This is a genomic window from Arenimonas terrae (genome assembly GCF_006265115.1).
GTDB classification, from domain to species: domain Bacteria; phylum Pseudomonadota; class Gammaproteobacteria; order Xanthomonadales; family Xanthomonadaceae; genus Arenimonas; species Arenimonas terrae.
The window spans coordinates 409,494-428,334 of sequence record NZ_SMDR01000002.1 but is presented as its reverse complement, the minus strand read 5'-3'; the positions used below and the strand labels follow the sequence as shown (position 1 = coordinate 428,334).

At 70.6% G+C, this 18,841-nt stretch carries 17 protein-coding genes and 1 riboswitch; of the genes, 12 read left to right on the top strand and 5 right to left on the bottom strand.

The genetic code is table 11. The annotated features are described in order from the left end of the window. Position 1: 1 nt before the first annotated feature. A riboswitch (cobalamin riboswitch) is annotated at positions 2 to 183 on the bottom strand. 14 nt (positions 184 to 197) lie between these two features. From E1B00_RS10745 to rph, 4 genes are read right to left on the bottom strand one after another with little or no spacing between them, the layout of a single operon-like run. Next, the gene (locus E1B00_RS10745) at positions 198 to 383 is read right to left on the bottom strand and encodes a CPXCG motif-containing cysteine-rich protein (RefSeq protein ID WP_139448569.1); all 186 of its coding nucleotides are present in this window, start codon (positions 381 to 383) and stop codon (positions 198 to 200) included. A 48-nt stretch (positions 384 to 431) separates the two neighbouring features. Continuing rightward, on the bottom strand, positions 432 to 1,589 hold the full coding sequence (hemW, locus tag E1B00_RS10740) for a radical SAM family heme chaperone HemW (protein WP_139448567.1): 1,158 nt from the start codon (positions 1,587 to 1,589) through the stop codon (positions 432 to 434). Beyond that, a complete protein-coding gene (rdgB, locus tag E1B00_RS10735; RefSeq protein ID WP_139448565.1) occupies positions 1,586 to 2,179 on the bottom strand; it encodes an RdgB/HAM1 family non-canonical purine NTP pyrophosphatase in 594 nt (197 codons plus the stop codon). The genes hemW and rdgB overlap by 4 nt, the downstream gene beginning before the upstream one ends. A gap of 3 nt (positions 2,180 to 2,182) precedes the next feature. Next, entirely contained in the window at positions 2,183 to 2,911 is a 729-nt protein-coding gene (gene rph, locus E1B00_RS10730; RefSeq protein ID WP_139448563.1) for a ribonuclease PH, read from the bottom strand. A 65-nt stretch (positions 2,912 to 2,976) separates the two neighbouring features. Here rph and E1B00_RS10725 point away from each other — a divergent pair, with 65 nt between their 5' ends. The 5 genes from E1B00_RS10725 (at position 2,977) to E1B00_RS10705 (ending at position 7,676) form a co-directional block, all read left to right on the top strand. After that, positions 2,977 to 3,840, top strand: coding sequence for a YicC/YloC family endoribonuclease (locus tag E1B00_RS10725; protein WP_139448561.1), 864 nt, complete (start codon positions 2,977 to 2,979; stop codon positions 3,838 to 3,840). Positions 3,841 to 3,845: 5 nt separating this feature from the next. Next, positions 3,846 to 4,457, top strand: a complete 612-nt coding sequence (gene gmk, locus E1B00_RS10720; RefSeq protein ID WP_139448986.1) for a guanylate kinase — start codon at positions 3,846 to 3,848, stop codon at positions 4,455 to 4,457. 142 nt (positions 4,458 to 4,599) lie between these two features. After that, complete coding sequence (gene rpoZ / locus E1B00_RS10715; protein ID WP_139448559.1) at positions 4,600 to 4,902, top strand: DNA-directed RNA polymerase subunit omega; 303 nt, start codon at positions 4,600 to 4,602, stop codon at positions 4,900 to 4,902. Positions 4,903 to 5,059: 157 nt separating this feature from the next. Further along, complete coding sequence (locus E1B00_RS10710) at positions 5,060 to 7,225, top strand: RelA/SpoT family protein (protein WP_139448557.1); 2,166 nt, start codon at positions 5,060 to 5,062, stop codon at positions 7,223 to 7,225. 67 nt (positions 7,226 to 7,292) lie between these two features. After that, positions 7,293 to 7,676 (top strand): RidA family protein, encoded by a 384-nt coding sequence (locus E1B00_RS10705; RefSeq protein WP_139448555.1) that lies wholly within the window; start codon positions 7,293 to 7,295, stop codon positions 7,674 to 7,676. A 6-nt stretch (positions 7,677 to 7,682) separates the two neighbouring features. On the opposite strand, the gene E1B00_RS10700 is transcribed toward E1B00_RS10705, so the two are convergent. Then, on the bottom strand, positions 7,683 to 8,726 hold the full coding sequence (locus E1B00_RS10700; RefSeq protein ID WP_176693205.1) for an AraC family transcriptional regulator: 1,044 nt from the start codon (positions 8,724 to 8,726) through the stop codon (positions 7,683 to 7,685). 124 nt (positions 8,727 to 8,850) lie between these two features. On the opposite strand from E1B00_RS10700, the gene E1B00_RS10695 reads away from it, so the two are divergent. The 7 genes from E1B00_RS10695 (at position 8,851) to E1B00_RS10665 (ending at position 18,807) form a co-directional block, all read left to right on the top strand. Continuing rightward, a complete protein-coding gene (locus tag E1B00_RS10695) occupies positions 8,851 to 10,095 on the top strand; it encodes a parallel beta-helix domain-containing protein (RefSeq protein ID WP_246048668.1) in 1,245 nt (414 codons plus the stop codon). After that, a complete protein-coding gene (locus E1B00_RS10690; RefSeq protein WP_246048660.1) occupies positions 10,088 to 11,338 on the top strand; it encodes an SO2930 family diheme c-type cytochrome in 1,251 nt (416 codons plus the stop codon). Before E1B00_RS10695 ends, E1B00_RS10690 begins: the two co-directional genes overlap by 8 nt. Beyond that, complete coding sequence (locus tag E1B00_RS10685; RefSeq protein ID WP_176693204.1) at positions 11,335 to 13,758, top strand: TonB-dependent receptor; 2,424 nt, start codon at positions 11,335 to 11,337, stop codon at positions 13,756 to 13,758. Before E1B00_RS10690 ends, E1B00_RS10685 begins: the two co-directional genes overlap by 4 nt. A gap of 124 nt (positions 13,759 to 13,882) precedes the next feature. Beyond that, positions 13,883 to 15,988 carry an ATP-dependent DNA helicase RecG gene (gene recG / locus E1B00_RS10680; protein ID WP_139448550.1) on the top strand — a complete coding sequence of 702 codons (2,106 nt, stop codon included), beginning with the start codon at positions 13,883 to 13,885 and terminating at the stop codon, positions 15,986 to 15,988. A 30-nt stretch (positions 15,989 to 16,018) separates the two neighbouring features. Next, positions 16,019 to 16,954: a nucleoside hydrolase gene (locus tag E1B00_RS10675; RefSeq protein ID WP_139448548.1), complete on the top strand. Its 936-nt coding sequence runs from the start codon at positions 16,019 to 16,021 to the stop codon at positions 16,952 to 16,954. Between the two features lie 83 nt (positions 16,955 to 17,037). Then, entirely contained in the window at positions 17,038 to 17,280 is a 243-nt protein-coding gene (locus E1B00_RS10670) for a type B 50S ribosomal protein L31 (protein ID WP_139448546.1), read from the top strand. 237 nt (positions 17,281 to 17,517) lie between these two features. Beyond that, complete coding sequence (locus tag E1B00_RS10665) at positions 17,518 to 18,807, top strand: citrate synthase (RefSeq protein ID WP_139448544.1); 1,290 nt, start codon at positions 17,518 to 17,520, stop codon at positions 18,805 to 18,807. The last annotated feature ends 34 nt before the right edge of the window (positions 18,808 to 18,841 follow it).

Here is an 18,841-nt window from a genome sequence, read left to right as displayed (position 1 = left end):
CGTGCGGCCTGTGCGCCAGGCCGGTCTCCGGACTTGCCAGCGGTGCGAGGGACTCGCGCCGGCCTTCCGCCTTCCCATGCCCGGGGGCACAGTGGCTTGCTGGAAGGGTTTGCTGGCCTACCGTTGCGGGGGCAGCGCCGGATTTTGACCGGCTTCCCGAACACCTGGGGCGGGGCGGATTCTAGCCCAGGCGGGGCTCAGTCGTCTCGGTCGGCGTCCAGGCCCAGGGTCTCGCCGTCGAATCCGGCCTGCAGGCGCAGCCGGATCGGCCGGCAGCAGACCGGGCAGTCCTCGACGTACTCGGCGTCGCCGCCCGAGCCGTCGGCCAGGGCCTCGAAGCGTTCGCCGCAGTGCGGGCAGGTGAGCTGGATGGCGTCGAGCATGGGGGGAGAATGCCCGGGGGCTGGTTCGAGGCGCGTGAGGAATCTGACCTACTTCAGGAACAACCCGATCACATCATTCGTAAACCGCCGCCCCAGCTCCGTCGGCACGATCCGTCCACCTGCCGCCTCCAGCCAGCCGCGGCGCGCCGCCTCGGCCAGCTCGCCGGCGATCACCGCGCGGTCGAGGCCGGTGCGAGCCTCGAAGTCGGCCAGGGAAAAGCCCTCCACCAGGCGCAGCGCGTTGAGCATGTAGTCGAAAGGGCGGTTTTCCGGCGCGATCGGGTCGTCGCCGCCGATGCCGGCCGCGGTGCCGGCGGTGGCCAGGTAGTCGCGCGGGTTCTTGGGTTTCCAGCGGCGGCGGATCTCGCCGGTGGCGCCGGTGCTGATCTTGCCGTGGGCGCCGGCGCCGATGCCCAGGTAGTCGCCGAAGCGCCAATAGTTGAGATTGTGCGCGCACTGCCGGCCGGGGCGGGCGTAGGCGCTCACCTCGTATTGCGCGTAGCCGGCGGCGGCCATGGCCTCGATGCAGTGTTCCTGGATGTCCCAGGCCGTGTCCTCGTCCGGCAGTCCCTGCGGCGGCCGGGCGAAAAACTGGGTGTTCGGCTCCATCGTCAGCTGGTAGTGCGACAGGTGCGTGGGCTGCAGCGCGATCGCGCGCTCGACGTCGTGCAGGGCCATCGCCAGGTCCTGGCCGGGCAGGGCGTACATCAGGTCGAGGTTGAGGTTGTCCAGGCCGGCGTCCTGGGCCAGCTTCACCGCGCGCTCGGCTTCGGCGCTGTCGTGGATGCGGCCCAGGCGCTGCAGGCAGACGTCGTCGAAGCTCTGGATGCCGAAGCTGACGCGGTTCACGCCGGCGGCGCGGTAGCCCTCGAAGCGCCCGTGTTCGGCGGTGCCGGGATTGCACTCCATCGTGATCTCGGCGCCGGGATGGAAGGTCAGCCGCGCGCTGCAGGCGTCGAGGATGGCGCCGATGGCTTCGGGCGGAAACAGGCTGGGCGTGCCACCGCCGAAGAACACGCTGTGCACCGGCCGGCCCCAGACCTGCGGCAGGTCCTGCTCCAGGTCGCGCACCAGGGCCGCGACGTAGTCGTCGACCGGCAGGGCGCCGCTCTGCCCGTGCGAGTTGAAGTCGCAGTACGGGCACTTCTTCACGCACCAGGGGATGTGGATGTAAAGCGACAGCGGCGGCGGGACCAGCGCGCTCACAGTTCGGTCAGGCGCTGGCGCAGGCGGGCGAGGGCGATGCCGCGGTGGCTGATGCGGTTCTTCACCGCGGGCTCGATCTGCGCGGCGCTGAGGCCGCGCTCGGGGTCCAGGAACACGGGGTCGTAGCCGAAGCCGCCGTCGCCGCGCGGCGCCTCCAGCACTTGGCCGTGCCAGGCGCCTTCGACGATCAGCGGCTGCGGGTCGTCGGCATGGCGCAGTGCGACCAGCACGCAGTAGAAGTGCGCGCGGCGCCGCTCGCCGCCGAAGCCGCGCATCTCCTGCAGCAGCTTGGCGATGTTGGCGGCGGCGTTGCCGTGCTCGCCGGCGTAGCGCGCGCTGTAGAGGCCGGGTGCGCCGTCCAGCGCGTCCACCACCAGGCCCGAATCGTCGCCCAGCGCCGGCAGGCCGGTGGCGCGGCAGGCGTGGCGGGCCTTGATCAGGGCGTTCTCGACGAAGGTCAGGCCGTCCTCGACGGCGTCCTGAACCCCCAGCTCGCCCTGGGTGACCAGTTCGAAGCCGGCGTCGCCGAGCAGCGGCTGCAGTTCGGCCAGCTTGCCGCGGTTGGAGGTGGCGAGGACGAGCCGGCGCATCGCCTACTTCGCCAGCGCCTCGCGCTGGGCCGCGATCAGCTCGTTGACGCCCTTGGACGCCAGCGCCAGCAGGGCGTCGAGTTCGTCGCGGCGGAAGGCGTGCCCTTCGGCCGTGCCCTGCAGCTCGATGAAGCCGCCGCCGTCGTTCATCACCACGTTCATGTCGGTGTCGCAGCTGCTGTCCTCGGCATAGTCGAGGTCGAGCACCGGCACGCCCTGGTAGATCCCGGCCGACACCGCGGCCACGGCGCCCAGGATCGGGTCGCGGCTGATGTCGCCACGCGCGCGCAGCCAGGCGACGGCGTCGCACAGGGCCACGTAGGCGCCGGTGATGGCGGCGGTGCGGGTGCCGCCGTCGGCCTGCAGCACGTCGCAGTCGAGCGTGATGGTGCGTTCGCCGAGGGCCTTGCGGTCGACGCAGGCGCGCAGGCTGCGGCCGATCAGGCGCTGGATCTCGAGAGTGCGGCCGCCCTGCTTGCCGCGCGAGGCCTCGCGGTCGTTGCGGGTGTTGGTGGCGCGCGGCAGCATGCCGTATTCCGCCGTGACCCAGCCTTCGCCCTTGCCGCGCAGGAAGCCCGGCGCCTTGTTGTCGACGCTGGCGGTGCACAGCACCTGGGTGTCGCCGAAGCAGATGAGCACCGAGCCCTCGGCGTGTTTGGTGTAGCGGCGCTCGATGCGGACGGCGCGCAGCTGGTCGGGGGCGCGGCCGCTGGGGCGGTGGGAGCTGGTCATGGGCACATCCGGCAATCTCTGGCCGGCTAGATTACCATTCGCCCTCCCAGACCCCGGCCCCGCCCATGATCCGCAGCATGACCGCCTTCGCCGCCTGCGAGCGCGCCGCCACCGGCGGCAGCCTGGCCTGCGAGCTGCGCGCCGTGAACCACCGCTTCCACGAGCTGAGCGTGCGGGCCCCGGAGGAGCTGCGGGCGATCGAACCGGCCCTGCGCGAACGCGTGGCCCAGAAGGTCTCGCGCGGCAAGGTCGACCTGGTGCTGCGCTTCCGCCCGAACGCCGGCGGCCGCGCCGAGCTGAAGGTCAACCACCCGCTGCTGGCCCAGCTGTCGAGCCTGGCGCAGTACGCCGACGGCAGCTTCCCGGGCCTGCGCACCGACTTCATCGAACTGCTGCGTTTCCCCGGCGTGGTCGAGGAAGACGCGCTGGACCAGGCTGGCCTTCAGTCCGAGGCCCTGGCCCTGCTCGACACCACCCTGGCCGAGTTCGTCGCCTCGCGCGAGCGCGAGGGCGCCAAGCTGGCCGCGGTGATGCGCGAACGCATCGACGGCATCGAGCGCATCACCACCCAGGTGCGGGAATGGCTGCCCGAGATCCGCGCCGCCCTGCGCGCCAAGCTCGAGGCGAAGCTCGCCGACCTCAAGCTGCCGCTCGATCCCGGCCGCCTGGAGCAGGAAGTGGTGCTGAACCTGCAGAAGATCGACGTGGACGAGGAGCTCGACCGCCTCGCCAGCCACGTGTCCGAAGCGCGGCGCGTGCTGGGGCTGCCGGAGGCGGTGGGCCGCCGGCTCGATTTCCTGATGCAGGAATTCAACCGCGAAGCGAACACTCTGGGCTCGAAGTCCGTCGACAGCCGCACCACCCAGGCTGCGGTCGAGCTCAAGGTCCTGATCGAACAGCTGCGCGAACAGGTGCAGAACCTCGAATGAACACGATCCGCGGCACCCTCTACATCGTCGCCGCGCCGTCGGGCGCCGGCAAATCCAGCCTGGTCAATGCGACCCTGGCCAAGGAGCCGGGCATCGCCCTGTCCATCTCCTTCACCTCGCGCGCGCCGCGGCCGGGCGAGCGCCACGCCCAGCACTACCACTTCGTGTCCAAGGAAGAGTTCGAGCGCATGATCGCCGCCGGCGATTTCTTCGAACACGCCCTGGTGCACGGCGACTACAAAGGCACGGCCCGGCAGTCGGTGGAGCCGCAGCTGGCGGCGGGCAAGGACGTGCTGCTGGAGATCGACTGGCAGGGCGCCCGCCAGGTGCGCGAGAAGATGCCCGACTGCATCAGCGTCTTCATCCTGCCGCCGTCCAAGGATGCGCTCGAGACCCGGATGCGCAACCGCGGCCAGGACAGCGAGGCGGTGATCGCCCAGCGGCTGGCGGCAGCCCGGGAGGAGATGTCGCATTACAACGAGTTCGACTACGTCATCGTCAACGAGCATTTCGATGCCGCCGCCGCCGAACTGCGCGCGATCTTCGTGGCCCAGCGGCTTCGGCGCGCGGCCCAGGCCGAGCGGCATTCGGCCCTGATCCGGCACCTGCTGGCCTGATCCCGGCGGGCCCGGCCCGCCCCCGCCTCCGGGGCTGCGCCATTTGCGCCGGCCCCCGCCCCGGGCGTAGAATGCGCGGTTCGCGTAACCCCTTGATTTTCCGTGAGTGCCCCGGCCGGGTGCCCACGATGAGGAGATCCGTATGGCCCGCATCACCGTGGAAGACTGCCTGTCCGTCGTCGACAACCGCTTCGAGCTGGTCCTGATGGCGTCCAAGCGCGCCCGCCAGCTGGCCAAGGGCGTGGACCCGACCCTGGACAACAGCGAGCACCAGGACAAGCCGACCGTGCTGGCCCTGCGCGAAATCGCCGCCCGCAAGATCGACCAGAAGCTGATCGACGAGGTCGAGAAGGCCGAGCGCGAGCGCGCCGAGCGCGAGGCCCTGGAGTGGGCCGCCGCCGAAGTGGTCGACGACGACCTGTCCAAGGGCGGCGACGACCTGTAATTTCCGGGCGGGCCGCACGCCGGCCCCGCACGGCGGCCCGCATCGCGCGGGTCCCCACGGCCGCCTCCGGGCGGCCGTGCTGTTTCCGATGAACCGTGCCGGCACCACGCAAACCCTTGGCATTGATGCCATTTGCCCGGCCGCGTAGGCTGCGGCCATGTCTTCCTTCACCAAGCCCCAGCTGGCCGATGTCGGCCCGGACCCCTGTCCGGAAGCCGTTTCCGCGCTCGAGCGGCGGCTGGCGGACTACCTTCCGCCGGACCAGGTGAAACAGGTCCGCCGGGCCTACGAAATGGGTGCCCGCGCCCACGAGGGCCAGACCCGCCGCAGCGGCGAGGCCTACATCACCCATCCGGTCGCGGTGGCCGGAATCCTGGCCGAGCTGCGCCTGGACGCCGAGACCCTGTGCGCGGCGATCCTGCACGACGCGCTCGAGGACACACCGCTGCCGCGCGCCGACATCGAGAAGCAGTTCAGCCCGGCGGTGGCCGAGCTGGTCGACGGCGTCACCAAGCTCGACAAGCTGCAGTTCCGCGACCGCCAGGAAGCGGCGGCGGAAAGTTTCCGCAAGATGATGCTGGCGATGGCGCGCGACCTGCGCGTGATCCTGATCAAGCTCGCCGACCGCCTGCACAACATGCGCACGCTCGACGCCATGGCCGCCGAATCGCGCCGGCGCATCGCCCGCGAGACGCTGGAGATCTACGCGCCGATCGCCCAGCGCCTGGGCATGAACAAGATCAAGGCCGAGCTGCAGGACCTGGGTTTCCGCGCCCTGCATCCGATCCGCCACCAGGTGATCTCCCGGCGCATCGCCAGCCAGCCGGTGATGCGGCGGGAGGCGCTGACCACCATCGAGGCCCAGCTGGCGCAGCGCCTGGCCCAGGAAGGCCTGCGCCACACCCTGGTGAGCCGCGTTAAGTCGCCGTGGAGCATCTACACGAAGATGCGCCAGGAGAACAAATCGCTGGAACAGGTGCTGGACGTGTTCGGCTTCCGCATCGTCGTGCCGACGGTGATGCAGTGCTACCACGCGCTCGGCGCCGTGCATTCGATCTACAAGCCGCTGGACGCGCGCTTCCGCGATTTCATCGCGATCCCCAAGGCCAATGGCTACCAGAGCCTGCACACGGTGCTGTTCGGTCCCTACGGCGCGCCGGTGGAGGTGCAGATCCGCACCGAGGACATGGACCTGGTGGCCGAACGCGGCATCGCCGCGCACTGGGTCTACAAGAGCGCCGGCACCGGCGGCAGCGCCGCCCAGGCGCGGGCCCAGGACTGGGTGCGCAACCTGATGGACAGCCAGCAGGCCGCCGGCTCGTCGCTGGAGTTCCTCGACAACGTCAAGGTCGACCTGTTTCCGGACGAGGTCTACCTGTTCACGCCCAAGGGCGACATCCTGGCCCTGCCGCGCAACGCCACCGCGCTCGACTTCGCCTACGCGGTGCATACCGACGTCGGCAACCACGCGGTCGCGGCGCGGGTGGACAAGAAGCTGGTGCCGCTGCGCACCAAGCTGGCCAGCGGCCAGAGCGTCGAGATCATCACCGCGCCTTCGGCGACGCCGGGGCCCCAGTGGCTGGAGTTCGTGGTCTCGAGCAAGGCCCGCACCGCGATCCGGCATTTCCTCAAGCGCCTGGAACACGAGGACGCCGTGGACCTGGGCCACCGCATGCTCGACCGCGCGCTCGAGGGCATGGAGAGCTCGCTCGACCGCATCCCTGCCGACACCGTCGAGCAGCTGCTGGCCGACCTGCGCTACCGCCGCCTGGAGGAGTTGCTGGCCGACATCGCCCTGGGCAACCGCATGCCGGCCCAGGTCGCGCGGCTGATGCTGCACGGGCAGGAAGAGCTGCCGCTGGCGCCGCTGTCGGCCTCGCCGACCGAACGCATCATGATCACCGGCAGCGAGCGCGGCGTGCTCAGCTTCGCGCAGTGCTGCCATCCGATCCCGGGCGACGAGATCATGGGTTACCTCAGCGCCGGCAAGGGCGTGGTGGTGCACCGGCTCGACTGCCCGAACGTGGCCGAATACCGCAAGTTCCCCGAACGCTGCGTCCCGATGGCCTGGGACCGCAACGTCGAGGGCGACTACCGGGTGGCCCTGCGCATCGAGGTCGAGAACAAGCCCGGCGTGCTGGCCCAGGTGGCCGCCGCGGTCGCCGAGAGCAACTCCAACATCGACGCGGTCGAGTACCGCGAGCGCGACGTCGCGGTGTCGGTGATGGAGTTCGCGATCGAAGTGCGCAACCGCAAGCACCTGGCCGACGTCATCCGGCGCATCCGCCGCCTGGGCGTGGTGCACGGGGTGCAGCGGCTCTGAGCGGCGCTGGCCGCTGCGCCGCGCGGCTCCTACAATCGCCGTTCCGTCCCCACGCCGAGGCCAGGCCATGTCCCGCCAACCGATCAGCACCGAACGCGCGCCTGCCGCCATCGGCCCGTATTCCCAGGCCGTACGCGCCGGCGGCACCGTCTACTTGTCCGGCCAGATCCCGCTCGATCCCGCCACCGGCCAGCTGGTGCAGGCCGACATCGCCACCGAAACGCGACGCGTGTTCGACAACCTGCGCGCGGTCTGCGAAGCCGCCGGCGGTTCGCTCGACCACGTGGTGCGGGTCGGCATCTACGTGATGGACCTCGCCGACTTCGCCCAGGTGAACGCGGTGATGGCGGAGTATTTCCAGGCGCCGTACCCGGCGCGTTCCACCATCCAGGTGGCCGGCCTGCCGCGCGGCGCCCGGGTCGAGGTCGATGCGGTGATGCACCTGGGCTGAGGCGGCTCAGGGCCGGCTGCGGATCTCGCTGGGCGAGCGGCCGGTCCAGCGCCGGAAGGCGCGGCGGAACTCGCGCGCGTCCTGGAAGCCGGTGGCGGCGCCGACCTCGGCGATGCGGATGCCGGGCCGGCGCAGCATCTGTTCGGCGACGTCGCGGCGGACCCGGTCGTGCAGTTCCTGCCAGCTGGTGCCGGCGCCGTGCAGCTGCCGGCGCAGGGTGCGTTCGGCCAAGTGCAGTTCGGTGGCGATGTCGACCAGGCGCGGCGAGTCGGCCAGCTGCAGGCGCAGCAGGTTGCCGACGGTTTCGACGATGTTGTTGCCGGAGGCGCCTCGCGGCATCTGTTCCCGGCAGAGCGTCAGCATGTGCCGGGCGCTGACCGGGTTGTGCGCACCCATCGGCGTGGCGAGCCAGTGCCGTTCGATCAGCACGCGGTTGGCCGGCGCACCGAAGCGCACTTCGCAGCCGAGCACGCGCGCGTAGTCGTCGGCGTGGGCCGGCGGCGCATAGGCCAGCTCGGCGCGGCGCGGACTGAAGCCCGGGCCCAGCAGGCCGCGGCACAGCTTCAGGCAGCTGGCGAACAGCTCCTCGCACAGGAAAGGCTCGATGCGCGGCGTGCGGTTGCGCATCCAGGCCGACACCGCGACGTCGCCGCTGGCCGGGTCCTCCGCCAGCTGCATCTCGAGCATCGCGCCGGTGATCGCCGCGAACTCGATGCCCAGGCGCAGTGCCTCGCCGAAATCGCGCGCGGTCATCATCGCCAGGCCTAGCAGGCCGAAGTTGCCGACGTCCTGGCGGGCGCCGATCTCCAGGCCATGGCCTTCGCCGGGCAGGCTGTCGAGGGCGCGCTGGATGATGTCGCAGGCCTGGCGGTAGGAGACGTAGGCGGGCGCGTCGGCCTGGAAGTTGCGGCGATCCAGGCGGGTGCCCTCGAACCAGGGGCCGCTGTCCACGCCCAGTTCGTCGGCGCGGGCGAGCAGGCCGATGACGATGCCGTTCTTGATGTTCAGCGGCGTCGCGGACGTCAGGTCGGGCAGGGCGGGCGATGGCATCGAGCGGGTCCCCGGGGTGGCCGTTTTGCCCCCCATACTATGCCGTCCCGGCCCTCGTGAAGGGAATGTGTTCACGCCGAGACTATCCCCATACCCGGCCGTCCGCCGGGCGGAGGAATTCGGGATGGCGAAGCGGGGACGCGGCGCAGGGGTGCGCCTGACGGGTCTGTTGGGCATGGTGGCGGTGCTGGCGGGCTGCGGGGGCGAGCCGGCCGAGCCGGCGGCCGGCGGCGAGTCGCCCGAAGCGGCCCAGCTGCGGCAGCGTCTGCTCGACGCCAAGGACGGCGATGTCATCGAGATCCCGGCCGGACGCCACGCCTTCGAGCGCGGCCTGAGCCTGCGCGTGGACGGCGTCACCCTGCGCGGTGCCGGCCAGGACAAGACCGTGCTGAGCTTCGCCGGCCAGCAGGCCGGTGCCGAGGGCCTGCTGGTGAACGCCAGCCGCTTCACCATCGAGCACCTGGCCATCGAGGACGCCAAGGGCGACGGCCTGAAGGTGGTGGACGGCGAGTTCATCACCATCCGCGGCGTGCGGGTGGAGTGGACCGGCGGCCCGGACACCGGCAACGGCGGCTACGGCATCTACCCGGTCAAGACCCGCAACGTGCTGCTCGAGGATTCGATCGCGATCGGCGCGTCCGACGCCGGCATCTACGTCGGCCAGTCGCGCGACGTGATCGTGCGCAACAACCGCGCCGAGTTCAATGTCGCCGGCATCGAGGTCGAGAACACGGTCAACGCCGACGTCTACGGCAACCTAGCCACCAACAACACCGGCGGCGTGCTGGTGTTCAACATGCCGGCGCTGGAGCAGCCCGGCGGCAACGTGCGCGTGTTCAAGAACCGCATCGTCGGCAACAACACCGCCAACTTCGGCGCCAAGGGCACGCCCGTGGCCAGCGTACCGGCGGGCAGCGGCGTGGTGGTCAACTCCAACGACGACGTCGAGATCTTCGACAACGACATCGCCGACAACCAGACCGCCAACATCATCATCTCCAGCGTCTATTCCACCGGCTACAGCGACGACAGCCGCTCGGCCTCGTTCGACCCGTATCCCGAACGCATCTCGGTGCACGGCAACCGCCTGTCCGGCGGCGGCGACGCGCCCGACGGCTTCGACCTCAAGGCGCTGAAGGTGGCGCTGTTCGGGCTGGGCGGCCGCCTGCCCGACGTGCTCTGGGACGGTTACGCCAATGCGAAGCTGGCCGGCGGGCCGCAGATCTGCCTGAGCGGCGTGTCCGGGGTGGTCAACGCCGACGGCCCCAGCGGCTACAAGAACGCCCGCGAGGACGCCAGCGGCCACGACTGCACGCTGGCGCCGCTGCCGGCGGTGGACCTGGGCCGCACGGACCCGGACCGTGGCTGAGCCATCGATCCACCCGCCGCTGCTCCGGTGGGCCGCGGCGATGGCGGTGCTGGCGCTGGCATCGCTTGCCGGCTGCATGCGCGCGCCGCCGCCGGTCGCCTTCCACGCCGAGGGCCTGCCCGAGACGCTGTCGGCCTGGCACCTGTTCAAGCTGCGCGGTGGCGAACTGGCACCCAATGACGGCGTGTTGCCCTACGAGCTCAACACGCCGCTGTTCACCGACTACGCGCACAAGCTGCGCACGGTGTGGATGCCGGCCGGCACCGCCGCCGGCTACCGCGCCGACGAGACGTTCGAGTTCCCGGTCGGCACCATCCTCAGCAAGACCTTCTACTACCCGCGGCTGGCCGGCGAACCGGCGGACGGCGCGCGTGTGCAGCGCAGCGATGACCGCACCGGCACGCGCCCGGGCGGGCGCCTGGCGCTGGCCGAGGTGCGCCTGGTCGAAACCCGGCTGCTGGTGCGGCGCGAAGCCGGCTGGGTCGCCTTGCCCTATGTCTGGAATGCGGCGCAGACCGAGGCGCGGCTGATGCGCGGCGGCTCCCTGGTCCGCCTGGAGCTGGTGGATGCGACCGGCGCGAGCGAGCCGGCCGCCTACGCCGTTCCCGACCAGAACCAGTGCGCCGGCTGCCATGCCAGCGACCTGCGCAGCCGCGTGCTGCACCCGATCGGCCCGAATGCGCGCAACCTCAACCGCGACCTCGCCTATCGCGGCGACGATGGCGGGGAAATCATCCGCAACCAGCTCGCGCACTGGCAGCAGGCCGGCCTGCTGACGGGGGCGCCGGAACCGGCGTCGGCGCCGCGTTTGGCGGACTGGCGCGACAGCGCCGGCGCTTCGCTCGACGCGCGCGCCCGCGCCTACCTCGACAGCAACTGCGCGCACTGCCACAGCCCGCGCGGCCCCGGCAACACCTCGGGCCTGTGGCTGGGCAGCGACGTCGTCGAGCCGCTGCGGCTGGGCCGCTGCAAGCTGCCGATCGCGGCCGGCCAGGGCACCGGCGACCGGCGCTTCGGTTACGTGCCCGGCGATCCGGACGCGTCGATCCTCAGCTTCCGGATCGAGAGCGTGGACCCGGGCGTGATGATGCCCGAGCTCGGCCGCAGCGTCGTGCACCGGGAGGGCGCGGCGCTGATCCGGGAATGGATCGCGGCGCAGACGGGGGAATGCGGGACCGGCGACGAGCCGTCCGGGACGGACGTGGCCGAAAACAACAACGATCAGCAGGGGAGGGGACCATGACACTTCGCAGGAATCGCCTGAGCGTGCGCGTGCGCCAGGCACTGGTGGGCGGGCTGGCGTTTGGCGCCGCGGGCCTGGCGTTCGCACAGGACGCCACGCCGCCGGCCGAGCCGACCGTGCTCGACACGATCACCGTCACCGCGCAGAGCCGCGAGCAGGACGTGCAGGACGTGCCGATCGCGATGCAGGTGGTCAACGAACAGCTGATCGAGGACCTCGCGGCCGAAGGCCTCGGCGACGTCGATTCCTACGTGCCCGGCCTGGACATCGACAGCCGCCAGCCGACCCAGCCGCGCATCGAGCTGCGCGGCATCAGTACCTCCGACTTCGGCATCGGCACCGATCCGGCCGTCGGCGTCTATGTCGACGGCGTCTACGCCGGACGCGGCGGCGGCGTGCTGCTGCCCTTCACCGACGTCGAACGCATCGAGGTGCTGAAGGGGCCGCAGGGCACGCTGTTCGGCCGCAACACTGCGGCCGGCGCGCTGTCCATCGTCACCCACCGGCCGGACCTCGAGTTCGACGCGCGCGCGACCGCGCGTTTCGGCGAGGACGGCAAGCAGTATGTCCACGGCATGCTCAACCTGCCGGTCGGCCAGGACTCGGCCTTCCGCTTCGTCGGCCTGTCCAACCAGGCCGACGGCTGGATCCAGGACGGCAACACCGGCCAGGACCTCGCGCCGGAAGACACCTGGGCCGCGCGCGCCGCCTTCAGCACCCGCTTCGGCGAGAACACGCGCGCCTGGATCTCCTGGGACCACGAAGAGCTCGACCAGCTCGGCCAGGCCACCATCGGCGTCGTCGCGCTGCCGCCGGCGCCGGGACGCATCCCGCTGCCGGTGGACGAGTCGTCCTACCTCGACCCGTTCAACACGCGGGCGACGGTGGACGCCGAGGGCAACGAGGAATCGCGCCGCTTCGACGGCGTCACCCTGATCGTCGACCACGCCTTCACCTGGGGCGAGCTGACTTCGACCACGGCCTGGCACGACTACGACTCGCTCAACCGGGTCGAGGAGGACGGCACCGACCGGCTCTACCTCTACGTCGACTCGACCAATACCGAGTCCAACTCGAACGTCTACCAGGAGTTCAAGTTCAGCGGCGGCAGCGATCGCTTCGACTGGGTGTTCGGCGCCAGCTACTTCAAGGAGTCGGCCGACCAGACCAGCGAGATCAACGCCTTCACCGACTCGGTGGACAGCATCCTGGCCAACCTCGGCATGGCGCCGACGCCCGACGGCACGCTGTTCGGCTACGTCACCCAGGTGATGCAGGCCAACGGCATCCCGCTGTCGCTGCTGGGCCACCGCTGGAACGAGAAGTTCATCAACGGCATGGACACCACCGCGTACGCCGCGTTCGGCGACGTGATCTGGCACGCCACCGACCGCCTGAACCTGACCTTCGGCCTGCGCTACACCTACGACGAGAAGGACTTCACCTGGCTCAACGGCCAGCGCACCGCGCCGACCCTGGACGCGACCCTGGACCAGATGGAGGCCCTGGGCCTGTTCGGTGTGCTCGGCCTGCCGCGCGAGGCCTTCGTGTTCGACATCGCCTTCATCGATCCGCCGGCGATGGCGAACAAGGGCGTCCGCAACGGCGCCAGCCAGTCCTGGGACGATTTCAGCCCGCGCCTGGTCGCCGACTACCACTTCACCGACCGCCTGATGGGTTTCGCCTCGCTGGCCAAGGGCTACAAGGCCGGCGGCTTCAACTCGCTGCAGATCGGCAGCGAGTTCGGCAACGAGGACGTCTGGAACTTCGAGATCGGCATCAAGCACTCGCTGCCGGAGCAGCGGCTGCGCTACAACCTTTCCGCCTACCACTACACCTACGACGACCGCCAGGCGATCCGCCTCGACACCACCACGGCCATCCCGCACTACGTCGTCGACACCTCCGACCTCGAGGCCTGGGGCCTGGACTTCGACGCACGCTGGCAGGTGACCGACGGGCTGACGCTGGACCTGGTCGCGGCCTACATCGATTCGACCTACAAGGACTACGTCACGCCGGAAGGCGACGACCTGTCCGGCCAGCCCACCGGCACGCCGGAATGGTCGGTCGCGGGCGGCTTCAGCTACCAGTGGATGCTGGGCGACGCCGGCGACCTGCGGCTGTCGCTGCGCCATGCCTACCGTGGCAAGACCCGCTGCACCGCCGAGTCGGAAGCCCAGGGTACCTGCGGCGTCAGCGGCGTGCTGCGCCTGGGCGAATCGCAGGAGCGCACCGACGTGCGCCTGGGCTGGGATTCGGCCAGCGGCCGGTTCGGCCTGGCGGTCTATGGCAACAACGTGTTCGACAACCAGTACGTCAGTTCACTTGGCACCTACGGCAAGACGGTGCTCGGCACCGTCGGCGCGCGGCTGACCGAGCCGCGCACCTGGGGCGTGGAGATGAGCGTGGATTTCTGACCCCGCGGACGCGGCCCGCCGGAATCCCCAGCGGGGGGTCGCACCATCACGCACGGGTTTTCCCCACCCCGGCGCCCCGTGCGCCGGGGTTTTTGTTTGCGGGCGTTGCCGGCATCCTTGCCGGATGCCCAAACGCCCGCCCGCCCCCTCGGTGGATCCCCTGTCGCAATCGGTCACGACGCTGCCCGGCGTCGGGCCGGCGGTCGCCGCCAAGCTGGCGGCGCGCGGCCTGCACCAGGTGCAGGACCTGTGGTTCCTGCTGCCGCTGCGCTACGAGGACCGCACGCGCGTAACCCCGATCGGAATGCTGGCCGCCGGCTCGCCGGCCCAGGTGGTGGGGCAGGTGCTGGCCGTCGAGCGCGGCTTCCGCTACCGGCCGGTGCTGAAGGTGGCGGTGTCGGATCCCTCGCAGGCGACCGTGGTGCTGCGCTTTTTCCACTTCAACCGGGCGCAGGCGGCGCTGTTCGTGCCGGGTCGGCGCCTGGTCGCCTACGGCGAGCCGCGTCCCGGGCAGCACGGGCTGGAGATGGTGCACCCGAGCTACCGGATGCTGGCCGACGATGCGGAAGCCGGCGTGCGCGACCGGCTCGACCCGGTCTACCCGGCGGTGGAGGGCCTGGGGCCGCAGTCGCTGTTGCGGCTGATCGGCGAAGCACTCAAGCGCCTGCCGCCGGCGGAGCAGTTGGAACTGCTGCCGGCCGGCCTGCGCGAACGCCTCCAGCTGCCGACCCTGCGCGAGGCCCTGCTCACCGCGCACCGTCCGCCGCCGGACGCCGACCTGCCGCAGTTCGCGCTCGGCGTGCATCCGGCCCAGCGGCGCCTGGCCCTGGAAGAATTGCTGGCGCACCACCTGAGCCTGCGCCGCCAGCGCATCGCCCTGCGCGCACACGGCGCGATGCCGGTCCGGCCGCCGGGAAAACTCGCGGCCTCGCTGGGCCGCCGGCTCAAGTTCAAGCTCACCGGCGCGCAGCAGCGCGTATTGGACGAAGTGGCGCGCGACATGGCGCGCCCGGAGCCGATGCTGCGCCTGGTGCAGGGCGACGTCGGCAGCGGCAAGACCGTGGTGGCGGCGCTGGCGGCCGCCAATGCGGTCGAGGCCGGCCGCCAGGTCGCGCTGATGGCGCCGACCGAGCTGCTGGCCGAACAGCACCTCGCCAACTTCCGCGCCTGGCTCGAGCCGCTGGGCGTGCAGGTGGCCTGGCTGGCGGGAAAGGTCACCGGCAAGGCGCGCACGGCGGCGCTGACGGAGATCGCGTCCGGGCGGGCCCAGGTCGTGGTCGGCACGCATGCGCTGATGCAGGACAAGGTCGCCTTCGCCAGCCTGGCCCTGGTGGTGGTGGACGAGCAGCACCGCTTCGGCGTGCACCAGCGCCTGGCCCTGCGCGACAAGGGTCTGGACGGCAGCCAGGCGCCGCACCAGCTGGTGATGACGGCGACGCCGATTCCACGCACGCTGGCGATGTCGGCCTACGCCGACCTGGACGTGTCCGTGATCGACGAGATGCCGCCCGGGCGCACGCCGGTGACGACGGTCGCGGTCAGCGGCGACCGCCGTGGCGAAGTGGTCGAGCGCATCCGCGCCGCCTGCGCCGAAGGGCGCCAGGCCTACTGGGTCTGCACCCTGATCGAGGACAGCGAGGAGGTCGAGGCGCAGGCCGCCCAGTCCACCTACGAACAGCTGACGGCGGCCCTGCCGGACCTGCGCCTGGGCCTGCTGCACGGCCGCATGAAGCCGGCGGAGAAGCAGGCGGTGATGGCGCGCTTCAAGGCCGGCGAGCTGCAACTGCTGGTTGCCACGACCGTGATCGAGGTCGGCGTGGACGTGCCCAACGCCAGCCTGATGATCATCGAAAATGCCGAACGCCTGGGCCTGGCCCAGTTGCATCAGCTGCGCGGGCGCGTGGGTCGCGGCGCGGCGGCGTCGAGCTGCGTGCTGATGTACAAACCGCCGCTGTCGCAGATGGCGCGCGAACGGCTGGAGGTGATGCGCGCCAGCACCGACGGTTTCCTGATCGCCGAGAAGGACCTGGAGCTGCGTGGCCCCGGCGAGCTGCTGGGCACGCGCCAGACCGGCCTGGCCAGCTTCCGGGTCGCCGACCTGGTGCGCGACGCGGACCTGCTGCCGGAAGTGCACCGCGCCGCCGAGACCCTGCTGGCCGAATCGCCCGGGCTCGCCGACCGCGTGGTGGAGCGCTGGGTCGGCGGCGCGGCGCGGTTCGCCGGCGCCTGAGCCGGCGGGTCCGGCCCCTATAATCGGGCCATGACGAACGAACGCATCCCGCTGCTGATCGACACCGACCCGGGCGTGGACGACGCGCTCGCCCTGCTGATGGCCTTCCACGACCCGCGCCACGCGCTGCTGGGCCTGACCATCACCGCCGGCAACGTCGGCCTGGCCCATACGGTCGCCAATGCGCTCAAGCTCTGCGAGGTCGCCGGGGTGGACGTGTCGGTGTACGCCGGCTGCCCGGTACCGCTGGTGCACGCCGCCGAGGACGCCGCCTACGTGCACGGTAACGACGGTTTCGGCGACACCGGCTACACGCCCGCCGCGCGTGCGCCCGAGGCCGAACACGCGGCCCTGGCGATCATCCGCCTGGCCAAGGCCCACGAGGGCCGGCTGCTGCTGGTGATGCTCGGCCCGCTGACCAACCTGGCCCTGGCCGTGCGCCTGGACCCGGACCTGCCCCGACGCATCGGTCGCCTGGTGGTGATGGGCGGGGCGGTGACCGGGCAGGGCAATACCTCGATCCCGGCCGAGTTCAACATCGCCTTCGATCCCGAGGCGGCCGAGGTGGTGTTCCGGGCCTTTCCGCGCTTCGAACTGGCGGACTGGGAGGCGGTGCTGCGGCACGGCTTTCCGCACCGCGATTTCGAGGCCTGGCTGGCCGCGGGCGACGGCCGGGCCCGCTTCTACGACGGCATTTCCCGCTTCACCCGGGCCTGGTCGGCCGGGCGCCGGGGCGAGCACTGGCATAGCGCGGATGCCCTGGCCATGGCCGCGGCGCTGCAGCCGGACGGGGTGCGGCGAGCCGAGGACCGGTACCTGGCCGTCGAGCTGGAGGGCCGCCTGAGCCGGGGCGCCACCGTGGTGGACTGGCAGCAGCGCAGCGGCCGGCCGGCCAATGCCCGGATCGTGATGGACTACGACCAGGCCCGGTTCGAGGCCCAGATCCGGGCCGCCCTGGGGGCCTGACGCGGGGGTCGGGCTTGCGGCGGGCTTCCGGCCCGGCCTATAATCCCGGTCTTTCCCAACGCAACCCCGGCGGAGCTTTTGCCATGAAGGCCGACATCCATCCGAACTACAAAGAAGTCGTCTTCCAGGACCTGTCCTCCGACTTCGCGTTCCTGACCCGCTCGACCCTCTCCAGCAAGGAGAAGGTCAAGTGGACCGACGGCAACGAATATCCCCTTATCAAGGTCGACATCACCTCGGCTTCGCACCCGTTCTACACGGGCAAGCAGAAGGTCATGGACACCGGCGGCCGCATCGACCGCTTCCGCCAGCGCTACGCCAAGTAAGCGCCGCCCGGGCGACCGGGACGCGGACCACGAAGGGCCACCCGAACGGGTGGCCTTTCGCGTTTCTGTGACCCCCTACCAAGGTTCATGCCCTCGTAACTGACTTGGCCGCGGGCCCTGTGAGATACTTCGGCGCATGGTGACCGCCCCCGGGCGGCGCCTTCATTTCATGTTGCGAACGCCGCGCCTGAGCCTTCGTGGATGCGGATCGCGCCATCCCCTGCAAGGAGTCAGCCCGTGTCCGACAACAAGAGCGTCGTGCTCAACGCCGCCGGCAAGAACGTCGAGCTTCCCGTCCATACCGGCACCCTCGGCGCGCCCTGCGTCGACATCACGAAGCTGCCGAAAGAGACCGGCCTCTTCACCTACGACCCGGGCTTCGTCGCCACCGCCAGCTGCCGCAGCGCGGTGACCTACATCGACGGCGACGAAGGCGTGCTGCTCTACCGCGGCTACCCGATCGAACAGCTGGCCAAGCACTCGAACTTCCTCGAAGTCAGCTACCTGCTGATGAACGGCGAACTGCCCAACAAGGACCAGTTCAACCACTTCGAGCACGAAGTCACCCACCACACGATGATGCACGAGGCCTTCAAGGGCTTCCTGGGCGGTTTCCGCCACGACGCGCATCCGATGGCGATGCTCTGCGGCATGATCGGCTCGCTGGCCGCCTTCTACCACCACGACCTCGACCTCGAGGACCCCGAGCAGCGCCGCATGGCCGCCATCCGCCTGCTGGCGAAGGTGCCGACGATCGCCGCGGCCTGCTACCGCTATTCGATCGGCTGGCCGGTGCGCTACCCGCGCAACAACCTCGAGTACGTCGAGCGCTTCCTGCACATGATGTTCGAGGTGCCCAGCGAGCCGCTGATGCTCAAGCCGGTCGCCGCCAAGGCCCTGGACCTGCTGTTCATCCTGCACGCCGACCACGAGCAGAACGCCTCCACCTCGACCGTGCGCCTGGTCGGTTCCACCGGCGCCAATCCCTACGCCTGCGTCGCCGCCGGCGTGGCCGCGCTGTGGGGCCCGGCGCACGGCGGCGCCAACGAGGCGGTGCTGAAGATGCTGGCCGAGATCGGCCGTCCGGAGGATGTCGCCAAGGCCGTCGATCGCGCCAAGGACAAGAACTCCGGTTTCCGCCTGATGGGCTTCGGCCACCGCGTGTACAAGAACTTCGACCCGCGCGCGACCATCATCCGCGAGATGTGCCACAAGGTGCTGGCCGACCTGGGCGTCAACGACCCGATGCTGGAAGTGGCGATGCGCCTGGAAGAAGCGGCGCTCAAGGACGAGTACTTCATCCAGCGCAAGCTCTATCCGAACGTCGACTTCTACTCGGGCATCATCTACAAGGCGCTGGGCATCCCGACCGAGATGTTCACCGTGATGTTCGCCATCGCGCGCACCGCTGGCTGGGTCAGCCACTGGCTCGAGCAGCAGACCGATCCGGAAGCCAAGATCGGCCGGCCGCGCCAGATCTACACCGGCGCCGCCAACCGCGATTACGTCCCTTTCGACAAGCGCTGATCGCCCGAAGCTGACGACCGAACGCCCCGCACTG